This is a genomic window from Psychrobacter sp. L7, from assembly GCF_002810365.1.
Taxonomy (GTDB): Bacteria; Pseudomonadota; Gammaproteobacteria; order Pseudomonadales; family Moraxellaceae; genus Psychrobacter; species Psychrobacter celer.
This window is the reverse complement of the sequence record NZ_NEXR01000010.1, coordinates 193,721-212,672: the sequence shown is the minus strand read 5'-3', so window position 1 is coordinate 212,672 and position 18,952 is coordinate 193,721. Positions and strand designations below refer to the sequence as shown.

21 protein-coding genes are annotated in these 18,952 nt (G+C 47.2%); 14 read left to right on the top strand and 7 right to left on the bottom strand.

Features of this window, described 5'->3' with window-relative positions; genetic code table 11:
• The first annotated feature begins 200 nt into the window (after positions 1-200).
• The 5 genes from CAP50_RS12910 to CAP50_RS10585 all read left to right on the top strand — a co-directional run bounded on the left by CAP50_RS12910 (position 201) and on the right by CAP50_RS10585 (position 2,644).
• Positions 201-455 (top strand): TIGR03643 family protein, encoded by a 255-nt coding sequence (locus tag CAP50_RS12910; protein WP_342365020.1) that lies wholly within the window; start codon positions 201-203, stop codon positions 453-455.
• 69 nt (positions 456-524) lie between these two features.
• Entirely contained in the window at positions 525-1,217 is a 693-nt protein-coding gene (rpe, locus tag CAP50_RS10600; protein ID WP_075100483.1) for a ribulose-phosphate 3-epimerase, read from the top strand.
• Between the two features lie 66 nt (positions 1,218-1,283).
• Positions 1,284-1,643, top strand: a complete 360-nt coding sequence (locus CAP50_RS10595; RefSeq protein ID WP_241900745.1) for a hypothetical protein — start codon at positions 1,284-1,286, stop codon at positions 1,641-1,643.
• A 171-nt stretch (positions 1,644-1,814) separates the two neighbouring features.
• A complete protein-coding gene (locus CAP50_RS10590; protein WP_100749968.1) occupies positions 1,815-2,126 on the top strand; it encodes a hypothetical protein in 312 nt (103 codons plus the stop codon).
• Positions 2,127-2,326: 200 nt separating this feature from the next.
• Complete coding sequence (locus tag CAP50_RS10585) at positions 2,327-2,644, top strand: hypothetical protein (RefSeq protein WP_075100486.1); 318 nt, start codon at positions 2,327-2,329, stop codon at positions 2,642-2,644.
• A gap of 177 nt (positions 2,645-2,821) precedes the next feature.
• On the opposite strand, the gene rpmG is transcribed toward CAP50_RS10585, so the two are convergent.
• Both rpmG and rpmB read right to left on the bottom strand, forming a co-directional pair.
• On the bottom strand, positions 2,822-2,977 hold the full coding sequence (gene rpmG, locus CAP50_RS10580) for a 50S ribosomal protein L33 (protein ID WP_075100487.1): 156 nt from the start codon (positions 2,975-2,977) through the stop codon (positions 2,822-2,824).
• 38 nt (positions 2,978-3,015) lie between these two features.
• Complete coding sequence (gene rpmB, locus CAP50_RS10575; protein ID WP_075100488.1) at positions 3,016-3,252, bottom strand: 50S ribosomal protein L28; 237 nt, start codon at positions 3,250-3,252, stop codon at positions 3,016-3,018.
• A 486-nt stretch (positions 3,253-3,738) separates the two neighbouring features.
• Between rpmB and CAP50_RS10570 the strand changes: the two genes are divergently transcribed.
• Positions 3,739-6,054, top strand: a complete 2,316-nt coding sequence (locus CAP50_RS10570; RefSeq protein WP_100749967.1) for an Ig-like domain-containing protein — start codon at positions 3,739-3,741, stop codon at positions 6,052-6,054.
• Between the two features lie 210 nt (positions 6,055-6,264).
• Positions 6,265-7,215 carry a formyltetrahydrofolate deformylase gene (gene purU, locus CAP50_RS10565; protein WP_100749966.1) on the top strand — a complete coding sequence of 317 codons (951 nt, stop codon included), beginning with the start codon at positions 6,265-6,267 and terminating at the stop codon, positions 7,213-7,215.
• Between the two features lie 108 nt (positions 7,216-7,323).
• On the opposite strand, the gene CAP50_RS10560 is transcribed toward purU, so the two are convergent.
• Entirely contained in the window at positions 7,324-8,115 is a 792-nt protein-coding gene (locus tag CAP50_RS10560) for a cytochrome C assembly family protein (protein WP_100749965.1), read from the bottom strand.
• Between the two features lie 397 nt (positions 8,116-8,512).
• Between CAP50_RS10560 and ffh the strand changes: the two genes are divergently transcribed.
• From ffh to CAP50_RS10525, 7 genes are all read left to right on the top strand, one after another.
• Positions 8,513-10,051 (top strand): signal recognition particle protein, encoded by a 1,539-nt coding sequence (gene ffh, locus CAP50_RS10555; RefSeq protein WP_100749964.1) that lies wholly within the window; start codon positions 8,513-8,515, stop codon positions 10,049-10,051.
• Positions 10,052-10,301: 250 nt separating this feature from the next.
• Entirely contained in the window at positions 10,302-11,000 is a 699-nt protein-coding gene (gene tsaB / locus CAP50_RS10550; RefSeq protein WP_100750092.1) for a tRNA (adenosine(37)-N6)-threonylcarbamoyltransferase complex dimerization subunit type 1 TsaB, read from the top strand.
• An 81-nt stretch (positions 11,001-11,081) separates the two neighbouring features.
• Positions 11,082-11,924: an undecaprenyl-diphosphate phosphatase gene (locus CAP50_RS10545; RefSeq protein WP_075100492.1), complete on the top strand. Its 843-nt coding sequence runs from the start codon at positions 11,082-11,084 to the stop codon at positions 11,922-11,924.
• 51 nt (positions 11,925-11,975) lie between these two features.
• Positions 11,976-12,872 (top strand): class I SAM-dependent methyltransferase, encoded by an 897-nt coding sequence (locus CAP50_RS10540; RefSeq protein ID WP_100749963.1) that lies wholly within the window; start codon positions 11,976-11,978, stop codon positions 12,870-12,872.
• 77 nt (positions 12,873-12,949) lie between these two features.
• Positions 12,950-13,189, top strand: a complete 240-nt coding sequence (locus CAP50_RS10535; RefSeq protein WP_100749962.1) for a hypothetical protein — start codon at positions 12,950-12,952, stop codon at positions 13,187-13,189.
• A gap of 58 nt (positions 13,190-13,247) precedes the next feature.
• The gene (gene ubiA / locus CAP50_RS10530; protein WP_100749961.1) at positions 13,248-14,165 is read left to right on the top strand and encodes a 4-hydroxybenzoate octaprenyltransferase; all 918 of its coding nucleotides are present in this window, start codon (positions 13,248-13,250) and stop codon (positions 14,163-14,165) included.
• Positions 14,158-14,826 carry a DUF4112 domain-containing protein gene (locus tag CAP50_RS10525; RefSeq protein ID WP_100749960.1) on the top strand — a complete coding sequence of 223 codons (669 nt, stop codon included), beginning with the start codon at positions 14,158-14,160 and terminating at the stop codon, positions 14,824-14,826. The genes ubiA and CAP50_RS10525 overlap by 8 nt, the downstream gene beginning before the upstream one ends.
• 129 nt (positions 14,827-14,955) lie before the next feature.
• Here CAP50_RS10525 and CAP50_RS10520 read toward each other — a convergent pair whose 3' ends face one another.
• From CAP50_RS10520 to CAP50_RS10505, 4 genes are all read right to left on the bottom strand, one after another.
• Positions 14,956-15,618, bottom strand: a complete 663-nt coding sequence (locus CAP50_RS10520; protein ID WP_241900744.1) for a hypothetical protein — start codon at positions 15,616-15,618, stop codon at positions 14,956-14,958.
• Between the two features lie 290 nt (positions 15,619-15,908).
• Positions 15,909-17,885 (bottom strand): FAD-dependent 5-carboxymethylaminomethyl-2-thiouridine(34) oxidoreductase MnmC, encoded by a 1,977-nt coding sequence (gene mnmC / locus CAP50_RS10515; RefSeq protein WP_241900763.1) that lies wholly within the window; start codon positions 17,883-17,885, stop codon positions 15,909-15,911.
• A gap of 182 nt (positions 17,886-18,067) precedes the next feature.
• On the bottom strand, positions 18,068-18,505 hold the full coding sequence (locus CAP50_RS10510; protein WP_075100498.1) for a hypothetical protein: 438 nt from the start codon (positions 18,503-18,505) through the stop codon (positions 18,068-18,070).
• Complete coding sequence (locus tag CAP50_RS10505; RefSeq protein ID WP_100749957.1) at positions 18,502-18,828, bottom strand: YciI family protein; 327 nt, start codon at positions 18,826-18,828, stop codon at positions 18,502-18,504. The genes CAP50_RS10510 and CAP50_RS10505 overlap by 4 nt, the downstream gene beginning before the upstream one ends.
• Between the last annotated feature and the right edge of the window lie 124 nt (positions 18,829-18,952).

Genomic DNA, 18,952 nt, shown 5'->3' with positions numbered 1-18,952 from the left:
CTTATGTTTATTAAGGTTAAAATATGAAGGCAAGTTATCAAGATATCATAACTTCCAAGCCTGCTATATCGCAGGCTGCTTGTGCCTCAGCCTCGCTTACCATTATGCGCGCTGATATGATTGCCGCCTTACAAAGCAAGCAACATGGTAAGCGGGCGTCAACTGAGCCGCAGCCCTGTCCTCAGCATACAGGTAGTAGTCTGAGCGTGCTAGATGAGGCGCAGATATCACGCGTGATAGAGATGGCGTGGGAGGATAGGACGCCATTTTCAGCGATAGAGCATGGTTATGGTCTAAATGAGAAAGTAGTTATTAAGCTGATGCGTCACACGCTAAAACCGTCGTCTTTTCGCCTATGGCGTCGGCGTGTCAGCTGCCGTGCTACCAAACATGACGCCAAACGCTCCTTTAGCGTAGGACGCGCTTATTGCAAAACGCAATATAAGCCGCGTTAGCTGTGGTTTTGAGCCTTGTTATTTCTAGCCTTGTTATTTTTATACAATCATCAATCAGGTAGTTTATTTATGAGCAGTCCTTCTAAGCCTTATCTTATTGCGCCTTCTATCTTATCGGCTGACTTTGCCAGACTTGGTGAAGAGGTCGAAAAGGTATTAGAGGCTGGCGCTGATGTCATTCATTTTGATGTCATGGACAATCACTACGTACCCAACTTAACGTTTGGTAGCATGATCTGTAAGGCGCTACGTGATTATGGCGTCGATGCCCCTATCGATGTGCATCTGATGGTGTCGCCTGTCGATGGTATGATTGAGCAGTTTTTGGACGCAGGGGCCAGCATCATTACCTTTCATCCAGAAGCCAGCGCGCATATCGACCGCTCTTTGCAGCTGATCAAAGATGGCGGCGCTGAGTGCGGTTTGGTATTAAACCCAGCAACGCCTTTACACTACTTGGACTACGTGATGGATAAGGTCGATCAAATCCTGCTAATGAGTGTCAACCCAGGGTTTGGCGGTCAGTCGTTTATCGACAGTACGCTGGGCAAGGTGCGGGAGGTGCGTCAGCGCATCATCACCAGTGGCCGTGATATCAGGCTTGAAGTGGATGGCGGCGTCAAGGCCAGCAATATCCGTGCGATCGCTGAAGCGGGTGCTGATATGTTTGTCGCAGGCTCGGCGATATTTAATCAGCCAGATTATAAAGCTGCAATCGACGCCATGCGTGCAGAGCTGGCATTGGCCAACGCGAGCGCATAGCTGAGATGGGGCACGTCTCACGGCTGCTGTGAGCGTGAGCGCCCTACAAAGGTAAAAAGGTGACATATGAACACAAACAAACCGCCACACGCATCAGTGCCGCCTGATTCTGTAAATAGCCACGCGCCGCGACAGCGCAGCTTAGTGCCTAAAGGTATTACCATTGGTCTTGCTGTATTTGCGCTTGTACTCAGCTTAGCCGGTTATGGCTTTCGGCTGATGCTCGGTGAGGATGTGGAGACGGTGCTGCGCCATGCAGCGGTCATCGTCCCAGCCTTTGTGCTGGGTATTCCGCTGTTTTTTTGGCTGGGTTCGCGCCTGCTCAACAAAGTCAAAGGCATGCATATCGAAACTCGTAATGCCTTAACGCTTGGCTGGCTGACCGCATGCGTGGCCATGCTGTGGCTGATGGGGACTTATAGTTAAGTTGTTATGTGCCTCGCTATACTGCATAAACTAAGGGGTTTTGCGTATCGTGCATATCAAATACCCTGTTATGAGGACAGGTTAGTGTGTATGAGCGAACTCACCCTTTTGTGACTGCTTACTTTTTATTCATAAATACGTCACGCTGTTTGGGCGTGACTGGACGCTTGCATGTCAAAACCTTCTGATAAAATCTTCGATCTTATTTTTCCCAAAGACTTACCCAACAGTTTGTTTATTATCCTGATAGTGGCTTGTCTGCTGCTTGGGCTGTCATCCTTACGTCATGGCACCGACTTGCAAAGCTGGCTCAATGTCATCGAAAACTGGCTACTGATGCTGCTGATATTTCCTACGGCGACAGCGACTGTTGCCTTGCCATTTAAATACCGTGACCCATCGCTTGAGCTAAAGCTCATGTATTATCTGGGTATGTTTGTCGCTTTCTTATTTACCTTAGCAAAACTGCGCTACTGGCGCTGATCGGCGCATGTGCTGGCGCAAATACTTGACACAAAAGCGGACTCTAGAATAGAAGACTTACGTGACAGCCCTTGAATTTCAGGGCCAAAGCGTCCATTGTATGCATAAGACAGTTTTACCCGTATTACTTAGCGTAATCACGTGGCCAGACGCGACGTATTTTGCCAGTACTTCATCACGGGACAATAAGGAACACATGAATGCCATACGACATCGATATCGATAATGAGATAGAAGTAGATAACGAGAATAGCGATCAATTCGCAGGATTTGGAAGAGAAACCACGCTTGAGCTGGTAGAGGCCGATGATGGGCGACTGCTACTACGTGATGCTGAGCAAAATGAAGCACCGCTCATGACCATTGATTTTTCTGAAAAACTCAAAGACATCCTCGGTAGTGATACGCAGGCGATAGGTCAGCATATGATTCATGCTGCCATTCAGGTGATCATGCAAAAACAAATGAGCCAGTGGCACGCCCATGTCTATGACAAAGAGCCGGCGCATTATAGCTAGTTGGCTGGTGTACTGCACTAAGCTAGCCGATGTACTATAGACAGATAGTTAGCTGAAAACCTACGGCCAAAGCGCCATGCGAGTGACAGTAGAAAAAAGTAGCAGATAAAACAGACAAAAAAAGGGCTTATCAATCGATAAGCCCTTTTTTATATTCAAATAATCAGCATTGCCGTATTATTTGATTTTTGCTTCTTTAAAGATCACGTGCTGGCGGACTTTAGGATCATATTTTTTGATCTCCATTTTGCCAGGCATCGTGCGCTTGTTTTTGGTCGTGGTGTAATAATAGCCAGTACCAGCAGTCGATACTAATTTGATTTTATCTCTCATGATAGCTTTCCTTTAGATGGTGGTGATAAGCGCGTGGCTTAAACTTTTTGACCTTGTGCGCGCAAATCTGCTAACACTTTATCAATACCAACTTTGTCGATGATGCGCATACCTTTGGTAGACACACGTAGACGTACAAAACGGTTTTCTGACTCTACCCAAAAACGATGGTTGTGAAGGTTTGGTAGAAAGCGACGACGGGTTTTGTTGTTTGCGTGCGAAACATTATTACCCACCATAGGGCGCTTTCCAGTCACTTGGCAAACTCGAGACATGGCGAACTCCTAATCTATGAGGTATGAGGGATTCTCATACCAGTCTGGGCAAGTTGCGCGTTTTTGCGGCATGGACACAGCAAGCGGCAGCTTTGCACCAAACAAAACTATATGAAGGTTGAGCTGATATGACTGTTACTAAAGGCAAATAACAGACCCACCAATTCAGAAAATTTTAAAGCCGACATTTATACCATAAAACAGATGAATACTCAAATATTTTTATGATTATCGTCGGTCTAAAGGGTAACTATTATACCCTGAAATGAGCCGTCTATGTTGTTGATTATTTAATAGTAAAGATTCATTTTTTAGTTGTAAGTTATAACAAAAGTCAGTAAAGTTGCTGTTATATATTTAATACAATCTGTTAATACAACCAACCTTACTGTAATTCTATGTATCATTATCAGTCTGTCATGATTCTAGACAATGATATCTTGCTTATTTGCGCGAATAAATTACTGCCGATGCGGAGTTCCAAATATGTCATATAGTTCACGTCCACTTTCTTCTAAGTTGTTTCAACTGACAGCGCTAACTTTAGCACTTACATTGGCTGGCTGTGGCGGCGGTGATGGTACAGATACAATAGCACCAACACCTGACTTGGGCCCTGAGCAGCCTGGCAATGGAGGAGGTTCTGACGGTGGCGAGCAAAATGTCGAAGAAATCAATATTGTTGAAAGTGCACTCTATAATGCTGATGGTAATGTTATAAATTCAGTTAACTTAGAGGGAGCTTACTATCAAATAAAGGTTGTTGATAACGCTAAAAACCCTATTATAAATGCAAAAGTTGTTTTTGATATTGATGCAGAAGGGATAAGCCTTTCTCAAACGACATCAGGCGCAGTTTTGACAGATGCGGAAGGCATAGCACAAATATTTTTAAAGCCTGATAACGCAGAGGTTTCAGGTGCATATACTATATCAGCGAATGCAACCTATAATCAGCAAACGGCCACAGCCGATACGACCTTCTCCGTTCAGGCAACAAATGTGACTTTATCAGAAATAACGGTCGGGTCCAATAGTTTGGCATCAGGAGGCCAAACGCCCATCAGTTTGAAGGTTACTAATGAAGCAGGTGATGCACTGAGTGGCGTTTTAGTAAACCTCAATAGTGGCTGCGGTCAAATACCAGAGCAAGTTACTTCTGATAGCGAAGGGATGGTTAAAGCAGTTTTTAAAGCCATCAATTTGGATACCACGCTATGTAGTGGTTTAGTGAGGGTATCTGCACGTACAGGTAATCAAACTAAATCAACGACTATTACTGTAGCCTCTGCTGAAGCTACTTCAATTATTTATACCTCTAATGACCTAAGTCTAGGTATTCGAGGTAGTGGTTCATCTTCTACAGGACAAGCGGAGTTTACAGTATATTCCGGATCTACTACCCTTGCAAATGAACAAGTTAGAGTTTCTTTAGAGAAGTCACCTTTTGGGCTTACTTTTGGGCCGAATAGAAACCAGCAGTCTTATGTAGCAACCACTGATGCTAATGGTCAGATTATTGTGCCTATATTTCCTGGTACAACGCCTGGCCCAGTAGAGATTGAGGTTTCTTTAGTAGACGATCCATTAATAAACGCTTTGTCAAAAAATATAACAGTAGCCAGCTCACGAGTCACTCAGACGGGCCTTAGTTTATCATGGGAGAAGAACGTTTTAGATTGGTCTTATGATGGCGATAGCACTCAAATAAATGCAAGAATGGTAGATCGTAATGGCAATAAAGTGCCTGATGGCACAGTAATTAACTTTACTGCTGAAGGTGGCAAGATTACTTCGAGCTGTGCCACAGTCGATGGTAACTGTACTGTCACTTTTACAACGCAAAATCCACGTCCGGGCGATGGTCGTGTAAGCATTCTAGCGGTTGCTGAAGGTGAAAAAGAATATATTGATATGAACGAAAACAATGCTTGGGATGAAGGTGTTGATATATTAGTTCACAATATCGGTGATACATTTCGTGATGATAATGAAAGCGGTGAGTTTGAAATTGGTGAGTTTACTTATCCAATGACAACTGGGGCGAGTAATCAGTGTGAAAACAACCTTGATAGATATATCAATCTAAAATTTCCATCATTGTCTGAGCTGAAAAAGCGTCAATACGAAGCTAATTATATAAGTGAGTTTGTTTCTCCAAACAAAGCAAATACTTGTAATACTGATTTAGATGCCGTGGTACGCTATCAAGCTGTTACTTTACTCTCTAATGGTAATGATGCACGCTTTACTGTCGGAAGTTTAGATCAAGCTAATAACTTTACAGTACGTCCAGTCCAAGCTATTTTCAGTAGTGATACACTAGTGACTTTTCGCGTCAATAGTGGCGGGTTTTACGACTTAAGTCCTATGCCCTCTGGTACTACGATCAGTGGTGCAGGTATTGATCAAACTTCTGCAGATCCAACAGCCAAAATTGTTGCAGTAGAAAATGGATACGTGATAGAGGTAGCTGACGCTAACCCTAAATCAAGTGTAATCGTAAAAGTTGGAGAAATAGAGTATACGATAACTACAAACAGTAGGGGTCAGGGTGTTTCTTCAAAGTTTGTAAATCCACCTGAAGGCGAAATTAGTGTAGAAAGCAAAAATAATACTTGTGAAGCAACCTTATCAGGTGTTACTAAGGTACCCGCTAACGTGGCAACTGGTATGCCTGGTGATAACTTAGGAACTTTTACAACTTTTAAGCTGAAGAATTGTCAAGTAACAGATGAGGTTAAGATTACGGCTACTGCCCCAAATGGTAATGTAACTAGCTATATTTATACTATTAGGTAGTTACAATAGTTATCTTATCATTCTACAAAACCCCCAACCCTGCGTTGGGGGTTTTTGCATTTATAATCTTAATCACCAAATATAAGCAACTCAATCAGCAAAGTTTTGTAAAAACGATTAGAATAGTCGGTTTCCTATACTTTTATTAGATTTTTGCTATCAGCATGACCATGTAAAGCTGATAGCTTTGTTTTTTGAATTGGGCGTATTATGCTAAGTAAAACAACACCAAGTAACACCACACCAAGCGACAATGCAGCTGTGTCATCGCCAAGTACATCAGCAAAATTTTCGCAAACGACAGCGGCTATCGATACGGCGACGCTACTCATTAAGTGCCGCGACCAAGCGGGCATCGTCCAAGCGGTATCTGAGTTTATCCATCGCTATGGCGCGAACATCATTACCTTGGATCAGTATTCCACCGCGCATGAGGGCGGGCAGTACTTTATGCGTTTAGAGTTTGCTTTGGCGGGCTTGGGCGAAATTATGGATAACTTTGAGGCCAGTTTTGCGCATACGGTTGCTAAGCGCCACAACATGACGTGGCGGCTACACAACAATGCCATCAAAACCAAGGTCGGTATTTTGGTGTCAAAGTTCGATCATGCGTTATTGGACTTATTATGGCGTCATCAGCGCGGCTTGCTCGATTGTGATATTACGTGTGTGGTCAGCAACCATCCAGACCTGCGCCAAGCGGTAGAAAACTTTGGCATCACTTTCCATCATGTACCGGTGACGAAGGACAACAAAGCAGATGCCGAAGAGCAGATTCATACGCTGATGGCAGGCAATGACTTATTGGTATTGGCGCGTTATATGCAGATATTGTCGTCCGATTTTGTCAAACGCTGGCCGATGCAGGTGATTAATATCCATCACTCATTTTTGCCAGCGTTTGTCGGTGCCGACCCGTATCGTCAGGCTTATGACAAAGGCGTCAAACTTATCGGCGCAACAGCGCACTATGTCACCGCCGAGCTCGATCAAGGACCTATCATCGAGCAAGACGTACACCGCGTCACCCATCGTCAGGGCGTGGCGGAGCTGCGCGCTATTGGCCGTGATATCGAGCGCAATGTCTTGGCACGTGCAGTCAACTGGCATGTACAAAACCGCGTGATTGTGGCGGGTAATAAAACCGTGGTGTTTAATTAAGGTATGTAATCAAATAGTGCTGAAATCACTGTATGTCAGTAAAAAGGCCGCCAGTCATCTTCTATCACGACTGGCGGTCTTTTTATGTTTGCTGCTTGAAAATACCAACTATAGCAGCATCTCTAATACAAACTTGCTACCAACAAAGCCAATAGCCAGCAGGATAAACGCATAAATGGTGATGTTGGCCGCACGTTTGCCGCGCCAGCCTGCGCGCCAATGACCGAGTAATAAGCCACCAAACAACAACCAAGACAGCAGGCTAAACACGGTTTTGTGGACGATATGCTGCGCCATCAAGTCCTGTACGTAAATAAAGCCAATCCCCAGCGCGATACTAAGCAAGACAAAGCCAACTAAGAGCATATCAAACAACAAGCTCTCCATACTTTGTAGAGATGGCAGTTTATTAACCCAAAATCGGTGGATGGTTTTGTGCTTAAGCTCACGGATTTGCAGCCGTAAAAACAGTGCTTGCACCGCCGCCATCAGCAGCACACAATAGGCCGCCAGCGACAGTAAAATATGAGTCTCAAGCCCGAGGCTGATATCGGTAATGGGCTGATAGGGGGCACGGCCGACATAGCCGATGGTCATGCCTGCCAGCGCGGTCGGCGCCGCCAAGATACCGAGGCTGACAATCGGACGATACAGGCTAAACAGCACATAAAAACACAAGAAAAATAAGCTGATCAGGCTGATGACGTTAAACAAATTAAAATTTAGGCCATACAACGTCACCACAGATGGATAAAGTAGCGCGGCATGCGCGGCCATCCCGAGCAGCAATAAGCCTAGACTGCGGCCTTTGTAGATAGGTTTATCAGCAATCAGCGCCCAACCGATGTAAACGCTGACCGCTATATAAGTCAGGCTAGCAAGTAAGAATGCAAAGTGCACAGATATAAAACCTCATCTCATACTGAGCGCAACATGACCGCTCAATGTATCACCAAAGTGGTATTATCGGAATGATTAGAATAATCCTCCAATTTATCATAAAATGGGTGGCAATTGAGTACCATCTTACTTATTCTTGATAAATGCTTGGTGGCCGCATTATCTGCAGCAAGAGGGTTTAAACCTCTGCAAAACGACCATAAGTACCGTATCGTCTTCATGGTATAGTCAGGATTATTTGCTGTTTTTTGTGACCATCTCATAAGGGCTTGTGCTAAAAGCGTCCCTTAATATGTTCAGACACCCTGATATTATTGATAAATCGGTTAACTGGTTTACTAAGCGCTGATTTAACGAACAACTATTTTAACTGTATTATTTTAACTGAGAGTTATTTATGTTTGATACCTTAACAGAACGCTTATCGTCGAGCCTACGTAATATCGTAGGATCTGGACAACTGACTGAAGACAATATCAAAGACACGCTGCGCGAAGTGCGTATGGCATTACTAGAGGCTGACGTGGCGCTACCTGTCACCCGCGACTTTGTCAAACGTGTCAAAGAGCAGGCACTAGGGGCAGAAGTGCTAAAAGAGTTGGCACCGGGCCAAGCCTTTGTCAAAATCGTCCATGACGAGCTGACCGAAATGATGGGCAGTGCCAACCAGCAATTAGAGATGACTGGTAAACCGCCGGTTGTCTATCTATTAGCAGGCCTACAAGGGGCGGGTAAAACCACCACGGCAGGTAAGCTTGCCAAGTACTTACAAGAGCGGCAAAAGAAAAAAGTCATGCTGGTCTCAGCAGACGTCTATCGTCCAGCCGCGATTAAGCAACTTGAGCAAGTGGCCGGTCAGGTCAATGCCAAGTTTGTCAACTCAAGCACGGATGAAAACCCGATAGATATCGCCCGCCGCGCTATCGAAGAAGCCAAAATCCAATACCAAGATATCTTGATCATCGATACCGCGGGTCGTTTGCACATTGACGACACCATGATGGATGAGATCAAGGCATTAACGGCTGCGGTCAATCCATCTGAGACGTTGTTTGTCGTCGATGCGATGACGGGTCAAGATGCCGCCAACACTGCCAAAGCCTTTAATGATGCGCTACCGCTAACAGGCGTTATCCTCACCAAGACCGATGGTGATGCGCGCGGCGGTGCGGCGTTGTCTGTACGTGCCATCACAGGCAAGCCGATTAAGTTTTTGGGTCGCGGCGAAAAGCTGGACGCCTTAGAGCTCTTTCATCCTGAGCGTATCGCCCAGCGTATCCTCGGTATGGGTGACGTACTGAGTCTGGTCGAAGAAGTCGAACAAAAAATCGACCGTGATAAAGCCGAAAAAATGGCGAAAAAGATACAAAAGGGCGGCGATTTTGACCTTGAGGATCTGTTGACCCAATTTCAGCAAATGAAGAGCATGGGCGGCATGGCAGGCTTTTTGGACAAGATGCCAGGTATGGGCGGCTCAGACATGCAAAAAGCGGTCGAGGATGCCAAACCTGAAGAAAAAGTACGTGAAATGGAGGCGTTGATTAACTCTATGACGCCGTTTGAGCGTAAAAACCCAGATAAGATCAACCCAAGCCGCAAGCGCCGTATTGCCGCAGGCTCTGGGCGCGAGATTCAAGACGTCAACCGCTTACTAAAGCAGCACAAGCAAATGGCAAAAATGATGAAAATGATCTCAAAGCCAGAAGGCATCAGTAAAATGATGAAGTCGATGCAAGGCCTGATGGGCGGCGGTGGATCTGGCGGCGGCCCACTGTTTGGCGGTGGTCAGCAAGGCGGCGCTAAAGATGTGAATCCTGCACAGATGGCAAAGCAAATGGGGCTGGATCCAAATAACATGCCGAGCACCGAAGAGATGCAAAAGCAGATGCAAGAGCTACAAAACCAAGCGCCCAAAAAGTTCAAAACGCGCTTTTAAGCCTTGATTGGCGGTCATGGTCGTCAGTATGGTCGTCAGTATTATAAATACGGCAGGTATAACGACCATCAAAGAGACCTCAAAGCTGTGACGGCTTTGGGGTCTTTTATATTTGCCAAGCGCGAGTTGGTACTGATAAAGAAAGTATGAAAAACGTAGAAATTCATAAAACTTGCCTATCCTAAATGCTATGATAGGCGCTGATTTATTAGGGCATAAGTTTATGCCGAGCGACAAAATTGAGGTTGTGATGTTTTTAGCAATGGATACCGTGTTTGATCAGTGTTCGATCGCCGTTTTAGATGTCAGTGGACAGGTATTGTCCGCTCATACAGAGAGCGGCAAACGTCAGCAAACCCAGCAAATCTTGCCGATGATTGATGCCGCCTTGTTGGAGGCCAATCTAAAGCTTGCAGATATACAAGCATTAATATTTAACCGTGGCCCTGGCGCGTTTAGCGGCATACGTATCAATACCGCCGTGGTGCAAGCGTTGTCTGTGGCGCATGATCTGCCTTGCGTTGGTGTCTCAAGCCTGCAGGCCATTGCCCAATGCGCGTATCAGCAGTATGGCGTGACAGAGGTTTATAGCGCCCTTGATGCGCGGATGCAGCAAGTATATTTTGGTCACTATAAGATAAAGCAGACCGAAGAGACAGCCGCCATTATGCAGCCAGTGTCGACGGCTGATGACGAAAGCACAGAGCAGCTGCTCGATTATGACAGTCAGACGACGCTGAATTTACCTATCGCTGGTAATGGCTCAGTATTACTCAAACCACAAGACGGTCAGGTGTGTCATGATGATGTCTGGCCGGACGCCGTGGTGATAGGGCAGATTGGTATCGCCCAATTTATGCATACTGGCGGTACCGATGCGGCACATGCGCTACCAAAGTATCTGCGCAACCAAGCATGGAAAACCCTCAAAGAGCAAGGCAAGGCCTAACTGCGGCTAGCCGTATAGACGATAACAACACCGCAAACATTATACTCAGTCACCTGTCAATCTGGGTTTAGGAATACCACCGTGGATATCATTTTATTAATTCAAGCTGTCATCATGGGTATCGTTGAAGGTATCACTGAGTTTTTGCCCATCTCTAGTACCGGCTATATGATTTTGTCAGCCGATGTCATGGGGTTTTGGAGCAAAGACAAAGTTGATTTGTTTGTGGTGGTGGTGCAGCTTGGTGCGATTTTGGCGGTCATTTACGATTACTGGGGACGGCTCTGGCAAGCGTTTATGGGTCTGCTGACTGGCAAGGCCGCTGGCATGAGCAACCCACGGCAGCTGGGGCTGAGTCTGATTGTCGCCACTATTCCGGTGATGCTGGTGGGCTTTACTTTTGCCGATGAGATTAAGACTTATCTGTTTAATCCGATCACAGTCGCTATCATGCTTATCATCGGTGGTCTGCTGATTTTTTATGTCGAAAAACGCCCTAAGACCGTCATTGCATGTGAGGCCGAAGACGTCAGTCTAAAGACAGCGCTGATGATAGGGTTGTTTCAATGTCTGGCTCTCATTCCGGGAACCTCTCGCTCAGGGGCGACCATCATTGGTGCGCTGTGGCTTGGCGTCTCGCGCAAGGCTTCGGCTGAGTTTTCATTCTTTTTGGGGATTCCGGTCATTGTGGGTGCTGCATTATTAGACTTGCTCAAACACGGTGATGTATTGAGCAGTCGCGAAGACTGGCTGGTATTGGGCGTAGGCACAGTGGTGTCATTTATCGTCGCGCTGCTTTGTATTCGCTGGCTGGTAGCATGGGTCAGTCGCCGTGATTTTACGATTTTTGCATGGCTACGGATTATCACTGGAGTCATCGTATTGTTGGCGTCTTGGTTATTTGGCTATCAAATGGCAGGCTAAATGGGTGCGATGATTTGTGGTTATATAAGTAATAAATAGAGAGAAATAGTCATGAGCGCGCCGCGACCAGCAGCTAACCCTCCTAATGTGCAAAGTTACTGTCACCTGTTTTATATCAGCGATAGCCAGCAAGCACAGATTGAGCGCTTGCAAGCCTTGATAGTACAGCACCAGCTGCCCGTTGTCTTAAATACTGAGCGATTGCACGATAAGCTCACTCAAAAACGTCGCCAGCAGTTAAGCCAAACCTCCAGCGTACCTGTTTTAGTATTGGATCAAAAAGACAAGCTATCGTGGCTGAGCGATGGGCTAAGCGTGGCGCCAGAATGGGATAAATTGCAGCGCCGCGTGGTAAGCGCTGGGCGTAAGTCTGAGCTATTGCTGCAAGCAGCGAAGGTCACAGCGGACAGCCGTGTGATTGATGCCACCGCAGGCTTTGGTCATGACAGTTTGATATTGGCCAGCACCGGCGCACAAGTTACCATGCTCGAGCAGCAGCCGTTGATGGCATTGCTATTGTTAGTAGAGCAGCAGCGCATGAGTGCACAGCCCAATTGGCAAAAGCTGATGAGCCGTCTGCAAATTATCAACACTGATGCGCTCAGCTACTTTGCAACCTTACAAGCTGATATAACAAATGAGACTAAAGCCGTCGATGTGGTCTATCTAGATCCGATGTTTCCAGAAGACAGCTACCAAGACAGCAAGACTGGCAAAGGCGCAAAAGTCGGCAAGCATATGCAAGCGCTGCACCAGTTAGCAAGCCCGCCGACACTGGACGAAGAGCGCCAGCTGCTACAACATGCGCAAGCTATCGTCAGGCAAAATAGTGACAAACAAGGCCGCGTGGTGGTAAAGCGTCCACAGCTCGCCCCAGCGCTTGCCAATCAACCACCCAATGAGAGTTGGCATAACGAAGCAGTGCGCTTTGATGGTTATTTTGTGTGATAGACGTTTTGTTATTACGACGAATGGACTCAGTTAATCCGCTTGAGTGTTTGGAGTTAATGAATTTAGGAGCCGGAATGTCAGCGTTAGTCATATGGATCATGGGCGCGGGCCTACTGTTATACAACATCGCGCTACGCACACAGATACTGCAACTAAAAGCACGATTGCGTGAGCAAACAGGCACGCAAGCTTATTTGGCTTACCTACGTCAGCATGCTGCTAAAGGTGACATCGCGGCTATAAAAGCCCTACGCAAAAAATATCCTGAGCTATCACTGATCGAAGCCAATAAATTATGGCAGCAGATCCAGTAATCTTATCCGAGCATATAAGCTGGTTACCTAACTTTTTATTGATGATAATTAAAATACCATGACATTTTCAGACAAAATACATGCCTACCTGCAATTGACCCGTTTTGATAAACCAGTCGGTATAGAGCTACTACTTTGGCCGACGCTATGGGGCGTGATGCTGGCGGCGATGGGTGAGGCGCAGCAGCAAGGAGCGACGGCAGGCTTGCCCAGCCTAAAAGTATTTGTATTATTTGCGCTCGGGGCGATTTTTATGCGGGCGGCAGGCTGTGCGATTAATGACTTTGCCGATCGCAAGGTCGACGGTCATGTGTCTCGTACCAAAGGCCGACCATTAGCAGATGGTCGCCTGTCTGCCAAAGAAGCCATCGCAGCTTTTGTGATACTTGTCTTACTCAGCGCCAGTTTATTGTTTTTTTTGCCTATCGCAGTGTTTTATTGGTCGTTAGGGGCGGTCATATTGGCCTTTATTTATCCCTTTATGAAGCGCTATACCCATTTGCCGCAAGTGTTTTTGGCCGCCGCGTTTGGCTGGGCGATACCGATGGCGTATGTCGCGATACAAGGCGCGCCTGACATCTGGTGTTGGCTGTTGTTTATCGCTTATATGTGCTGGACGGTAGCATATGATACCCAGTATGCCATGGCTGACCGTGAAGATGATCTAAAGATTGGGGTTAAATCAACGGCGATATTATTTGGCCGCTATGATGTCGTTATCATCTCGCTACTACAGATGCTATTTTTACTCATTATGGGCGTGGTGATGTGGCACTACTTTGCGCCGACGTCGCTTGGCATAACGCCAGTATTTGGACTAGCGTTGGTGGCGATGATGTTTGCTAAGCAAAACAGCGCCTGTGCCACGCGTCGTGCAATGTCTTGCTTTCAGGCGTTTTTGGCCAATATCTGGGTCGGGCGCTATGTCTTTGCGCTTATTGCAATTGCGTGTCTATGGACGACTTTTAATGGATAAATTTAACAAGCTATCAAAGTCAAAAGCGGGAAAACGGGTAGAACCCAATGGTCCAAGCGTCGATTATCAAGCCAAATTGGCTGAACATGGACTGACGCGCGCGCAGGTCATCGCCACCGAGCGTAAACTGGCCAAATTTGCCAACACTATGGACTCATTGGTGCGGGTGCCATTTACCAAGCAAGGCATGGGCGCTGATGCCGCGCTGTCAACCATTCCGCTGGCAGGGGATTTGGCGGGGCTGGCGTTGACCAGCTATGCCTTTATATTAGGTCGTCAGCTAGGCGTGCCGGCACATAAGATGACGCCTGCAGTGAAACTGGCATTGATCGATATGGTGGTCGGTATCGTCCCTGGTATCGGCACATTGCTGGATATCTTTATACGTCCCAGCCGCAAGACTTTGGGAATCGTCCATGAGCATCTACATAATGAGTATGGCATCACCGAAACCATGCATATGGATCGGCCGTTTTTACATCAATCATTAGAAGACAAGCAGCAGCAAAGTCGCTTTTGGCGTAATCCTATTGTGGCTTGGGTGTATCTGCATATCCCAGACATCATCGGCCTTATCGTCATCGCGATGATCGCGTGGGGGCTGTGGGCGCTTATGAGTTGGCTGGTCGAGGTATTTGGCAAGACAACGGGTTTTGGCTAAAAATAAGCAGTCATGAAAGAGGCGGCAAACGTGATTATCGTGTGCCGCCTTTTTTATTGCTTAAAATATTCTTTTTAAGAGGCTTAAGGCTTAAGGCATTTGTTTTTTAATAAATTATCAACTGGTAATTTACTCAGTGATGACTTCAGCGTCAGCACTAATGGCATCAAAGCTTTTGACGTTATCGTTTTTAATCAGGTCGATACTGCCGCCACCTGCATGACTGACCAATTGAACATCACCATCGCTTGAGCGATACGTTGGGTTATTGCCTTGGCCTTCTGGGGCGCTTAGGGTCATCGTTGATTTATTGGGCAAGGTGACAATGGCATTGAGTACGCCCGCCGCCGAGGTCTCAAAAGTGACAGATAATGACTCACCAGCTGCGCTTATATAACGCACGTCGGTGATTTGCGCGCCTTTAATGGCTTGCTCTGGGTTTGGGGTAGGCGGCGTATCGGAGGCAGCCGGCGCTGCACCGTCAAGATCGCTTTCTAATTCCGTTAGGTTGACATCATGGTCGGTTGCTGTTGCTGGCGCAATCTGAGTGTGCTCCGTTTGTGCTTCATCGCTATCAGCACGATCGGTATCAGTATTTGTGGCCGCTACTGGTTGGGTGCGGATCTCAGTTTGAGTACCGTCAGCGGGCGCGGGCGTTTCTTGACAAGCTGCTAGTTGCAGGCTGAGCACGGCAGCAGGCAACAAAAGATAAAGGCGCCGCGCCTTTTGAGACATGGCACTTGAAGGGATGGCTCTTAGAAAGCTCGTCAATGTGGGGGCTAGGGTCGTCATAAGGCGCTGCTTGTCTAGTAAGATAGCGATATTTAAGCACAGTAAACCAATAGGAACAATCCACGACCACGCCAACGGTATTTTATAGGGTAAATAGTGGTTTTCTTTGTGATGGTATTTTCTTTAAACTAGGGTGTGTCCTCAATTCAATCGATAGCCATCTAAATGGGCGAAATCTGGCCAAACGGTGTCAAATAGCTGACGAATATCTCGATATTATCTGCGCTATTTTCCTTGTTTGACGGCGATTTATCTCATTTTTATCACCATTTTCAAAATGAGGACACGCCCTAGTCTGCAAGCGGCGTCTGCAAGCGCGTGCGGTTCGGTGATAGGCGTGATTGCATCGCTGCCGACAACGGTGCAAACGAGCCGAGCATCATATCTGCCAAGGCCTCAGCACATATGGGGGCTAATGCATAGCCTTTTGCGCCCATTGCGCTCATTGTCCAAAGCCGCTTACTATCTACCAACAGCCCAACCATTGGATGATAATCAGGCGTTTGCGTGCGAATGCCTGCACGTCCCCGCCATAGAGCGGTATCTGTTGGAATCACTGCTGCCATCTCAGGAATGGCAGTGACGAGCTTGTCACGGCTAATCTGATGCTCTTCATCACGAATATCGGTGCCTGTGTCATTACGCACAAAGCTTGCGCCTAACAATAAATACTGTTCGCCTTCTACCACATTATTCAACCTACCATCACCAACTTGCCCGCTAAATGAGGTGCAATAGCCGCTATATTTAAGCGGTATTTTAGGTAGTTTTGCGAGTTGTTCGGCTGTAGGTGTAAACCACGAAAGCTGACCACGGATTTTCCGACAATCAAAAATACGCTGATCTAATTGATGGCTTTCATAAGCGGCGCAAATCACCACGTTATCGGCATCAAGAGAGACGATACTATCATCCTGATCATTACCTTTAATCGTAGCGGTTTGCGCCGTCTCGCTAATATCGTAAACGTCTATTTGTTGAAAACGGATGAGCGGATGCGTCAGGATGGTGTTTTTTAAGGCGTGCGGATTGACCAAGCCAGACTGTGGTAAATATAAGTTTTCTGTTAAGTCTTGCATGGTTAGTCCGCTGATGCTTTGTGCCTGCGCATGTGGTAGCGTGGTGGCCATCTCATCCGGATAATCTGCAATTTGCTCGGTGCCGATATTGGCTTTTATCAGCAAATCGAGCGCGCCTGTCGGCTCAAGCACTGGCGCTAGCTGCTGCGTAGCCTTGTCATTGAGCGTTCGATATAGTCTGCTACTATAGAGATAGCCGATAGTATGCAGATGCTCGTCGACATGATGGATGGGCGTCATTTTGGGCGCGAGTAGGGCGCGCGGATTGCCTGACGCCCCTGCCAACGGTGCCGTTTTATCCAGCAAGGTCACCTGGATGCCGCGATTGGCCAGCGTCCATGCCATCATCAGCCCTGAGATACCAGCACCAATGACGATACTATGGCCATTATCTATAGCTTGGTGGTCAGCCGCTCGATTATCAGTGTGTTCATACGTCTCATCGCTTACTGGCGCTGACATGATGGCAGTGAGCATCTCACGCTTGCGGCCAAAGCCTTTGACTTTTTTGATCTCAAAGCCGCAGTCTTTTAGCGCGCGTTTGACGATACCGGCGCAGCTATAAGTAGCCGCGGTCGTGCTGGGAGACGATAGCCGCTGTATCTGTGCAAAGATATTTTCAGCCCATAAGGTGCTGTTGCAAGACGGCGCAAATCCGTCCAGATACCAAGCATCGATAGCAGGCGCTGGCGTTAGGTGCGTCCCTGATGCCAATTTCGTCAAGCTGTCAGCGGCATCGCCCAACCATATATCGACCGTTAAGTTGTCATCAAAAAAACGCAAGCGATGACAGCCTGCGATGAGCGGCGGATAGGCGGCCAAAAACTGCTCAATCAGCTCGGCCAGCTCAGGCGCACGCTGTGTCCATAAGGCTAAAATTTTAGTAAGATCGGCGTGCGCGATCGGGAATTTTTCTGTGGTAATAAAATGCAGCTTCGCTGTGGCTAAGTGCGGATGCCTGTCACGCAGCGCACGCCAGAGCTGCCACGTTGCCAATAAATTTAGCCCCGTGCCAAGCCCCAACTCCGCGATGCTAAAGCATTGCATTGGCGCAAGGTTTGCCAAGCGCTCGGCGAGTTGATTGTGCGCCAAAAACACATAACGCGACTCTGCGAGACCATCGGCATGGGAAAAATACACATCACCAAACTCACCAGATACCGGTACTTTATTACCCGTGTCATCCATTTGCCAGTCGATTTTGGCAGGGCGGATGGCAGAAGGCTGTGGTGAGTGACTGTTTGACGACTGCGTATCTGGCTGGCTATTTGGCTGTTTATCTGGCAAGGAGGCAGATGTACGGCTGTTTTTTGGGGCGGCGTTAGACATAAATGGTCACATCAGACAAAGCAAAAAGACGATAAATAAAACTACCAGCGCTCACGGCGGACAAACACAAGCCACGAGATAAAAATACCCACAAGCAAGCTGATCAAAACCGTAAAAGCGCCATATAAAAACAACTGGCCCTTACTCTCATATATCAAGACATTGACTTGGGTTTGTAAGTCATTCACTTGCCGCTGCAATTGGGCATTGCGGCTAAGGAGCTGCTGATTGGCATCGGAGAGCGCTTGACTGGACGGCTGCAACTGCGCGGCCAAGGAGTTATTGATATCAAGGCTGGCGTTGGTACCCGCTGCACCTGCTGCGGCTTGCTCTACCAAAGGGGCGGCAGTGCTTGCAGCCGTATCGGTGACGCTCGGTGCTGCATAAGCAGACTGCGCGGCCAGCGCCATGACCAACAACACTCTAGCAAGCGCAGACGTAGGGCCAAGCGTATTTATTACAGAGGGGTATCGGCTCACGGTTTGGTCACTTGTGCAGCGCCGTTACCAGATTTTGGCAACGTATGAATAAAAGGTCTGATATCGACATGGCTATAGACGCCATCACGTAGGTAGGGCTCGTCGTTTGCCCACGCCTGCGCCGCCTCGATAGAGTCAAAGTCAGCGATGATTAGGCTACCTGACATTGCCTCCAAACCGTGTTCGATAGGGGTGGGGCCTGCGATAATTAGGCGGTTTTCTTGGTCGAGTGCCTGCAGACGGGCGACGTGCTCAGCGCGGGTGGGTTGACGCTGCGCGCGGCTATCGGCTACGTCATGACCGATGATGGCAAATAAGGACATGAGACTTCCTCATAAAATAAACAGTAAATAAAAGGGGTGAATGTTCAACAAGCCCTAACCACATAAGCTGATAAAAAATCGCGAGTATCGATACAAATGTGCCAAGATGGCATCATGATGGTCG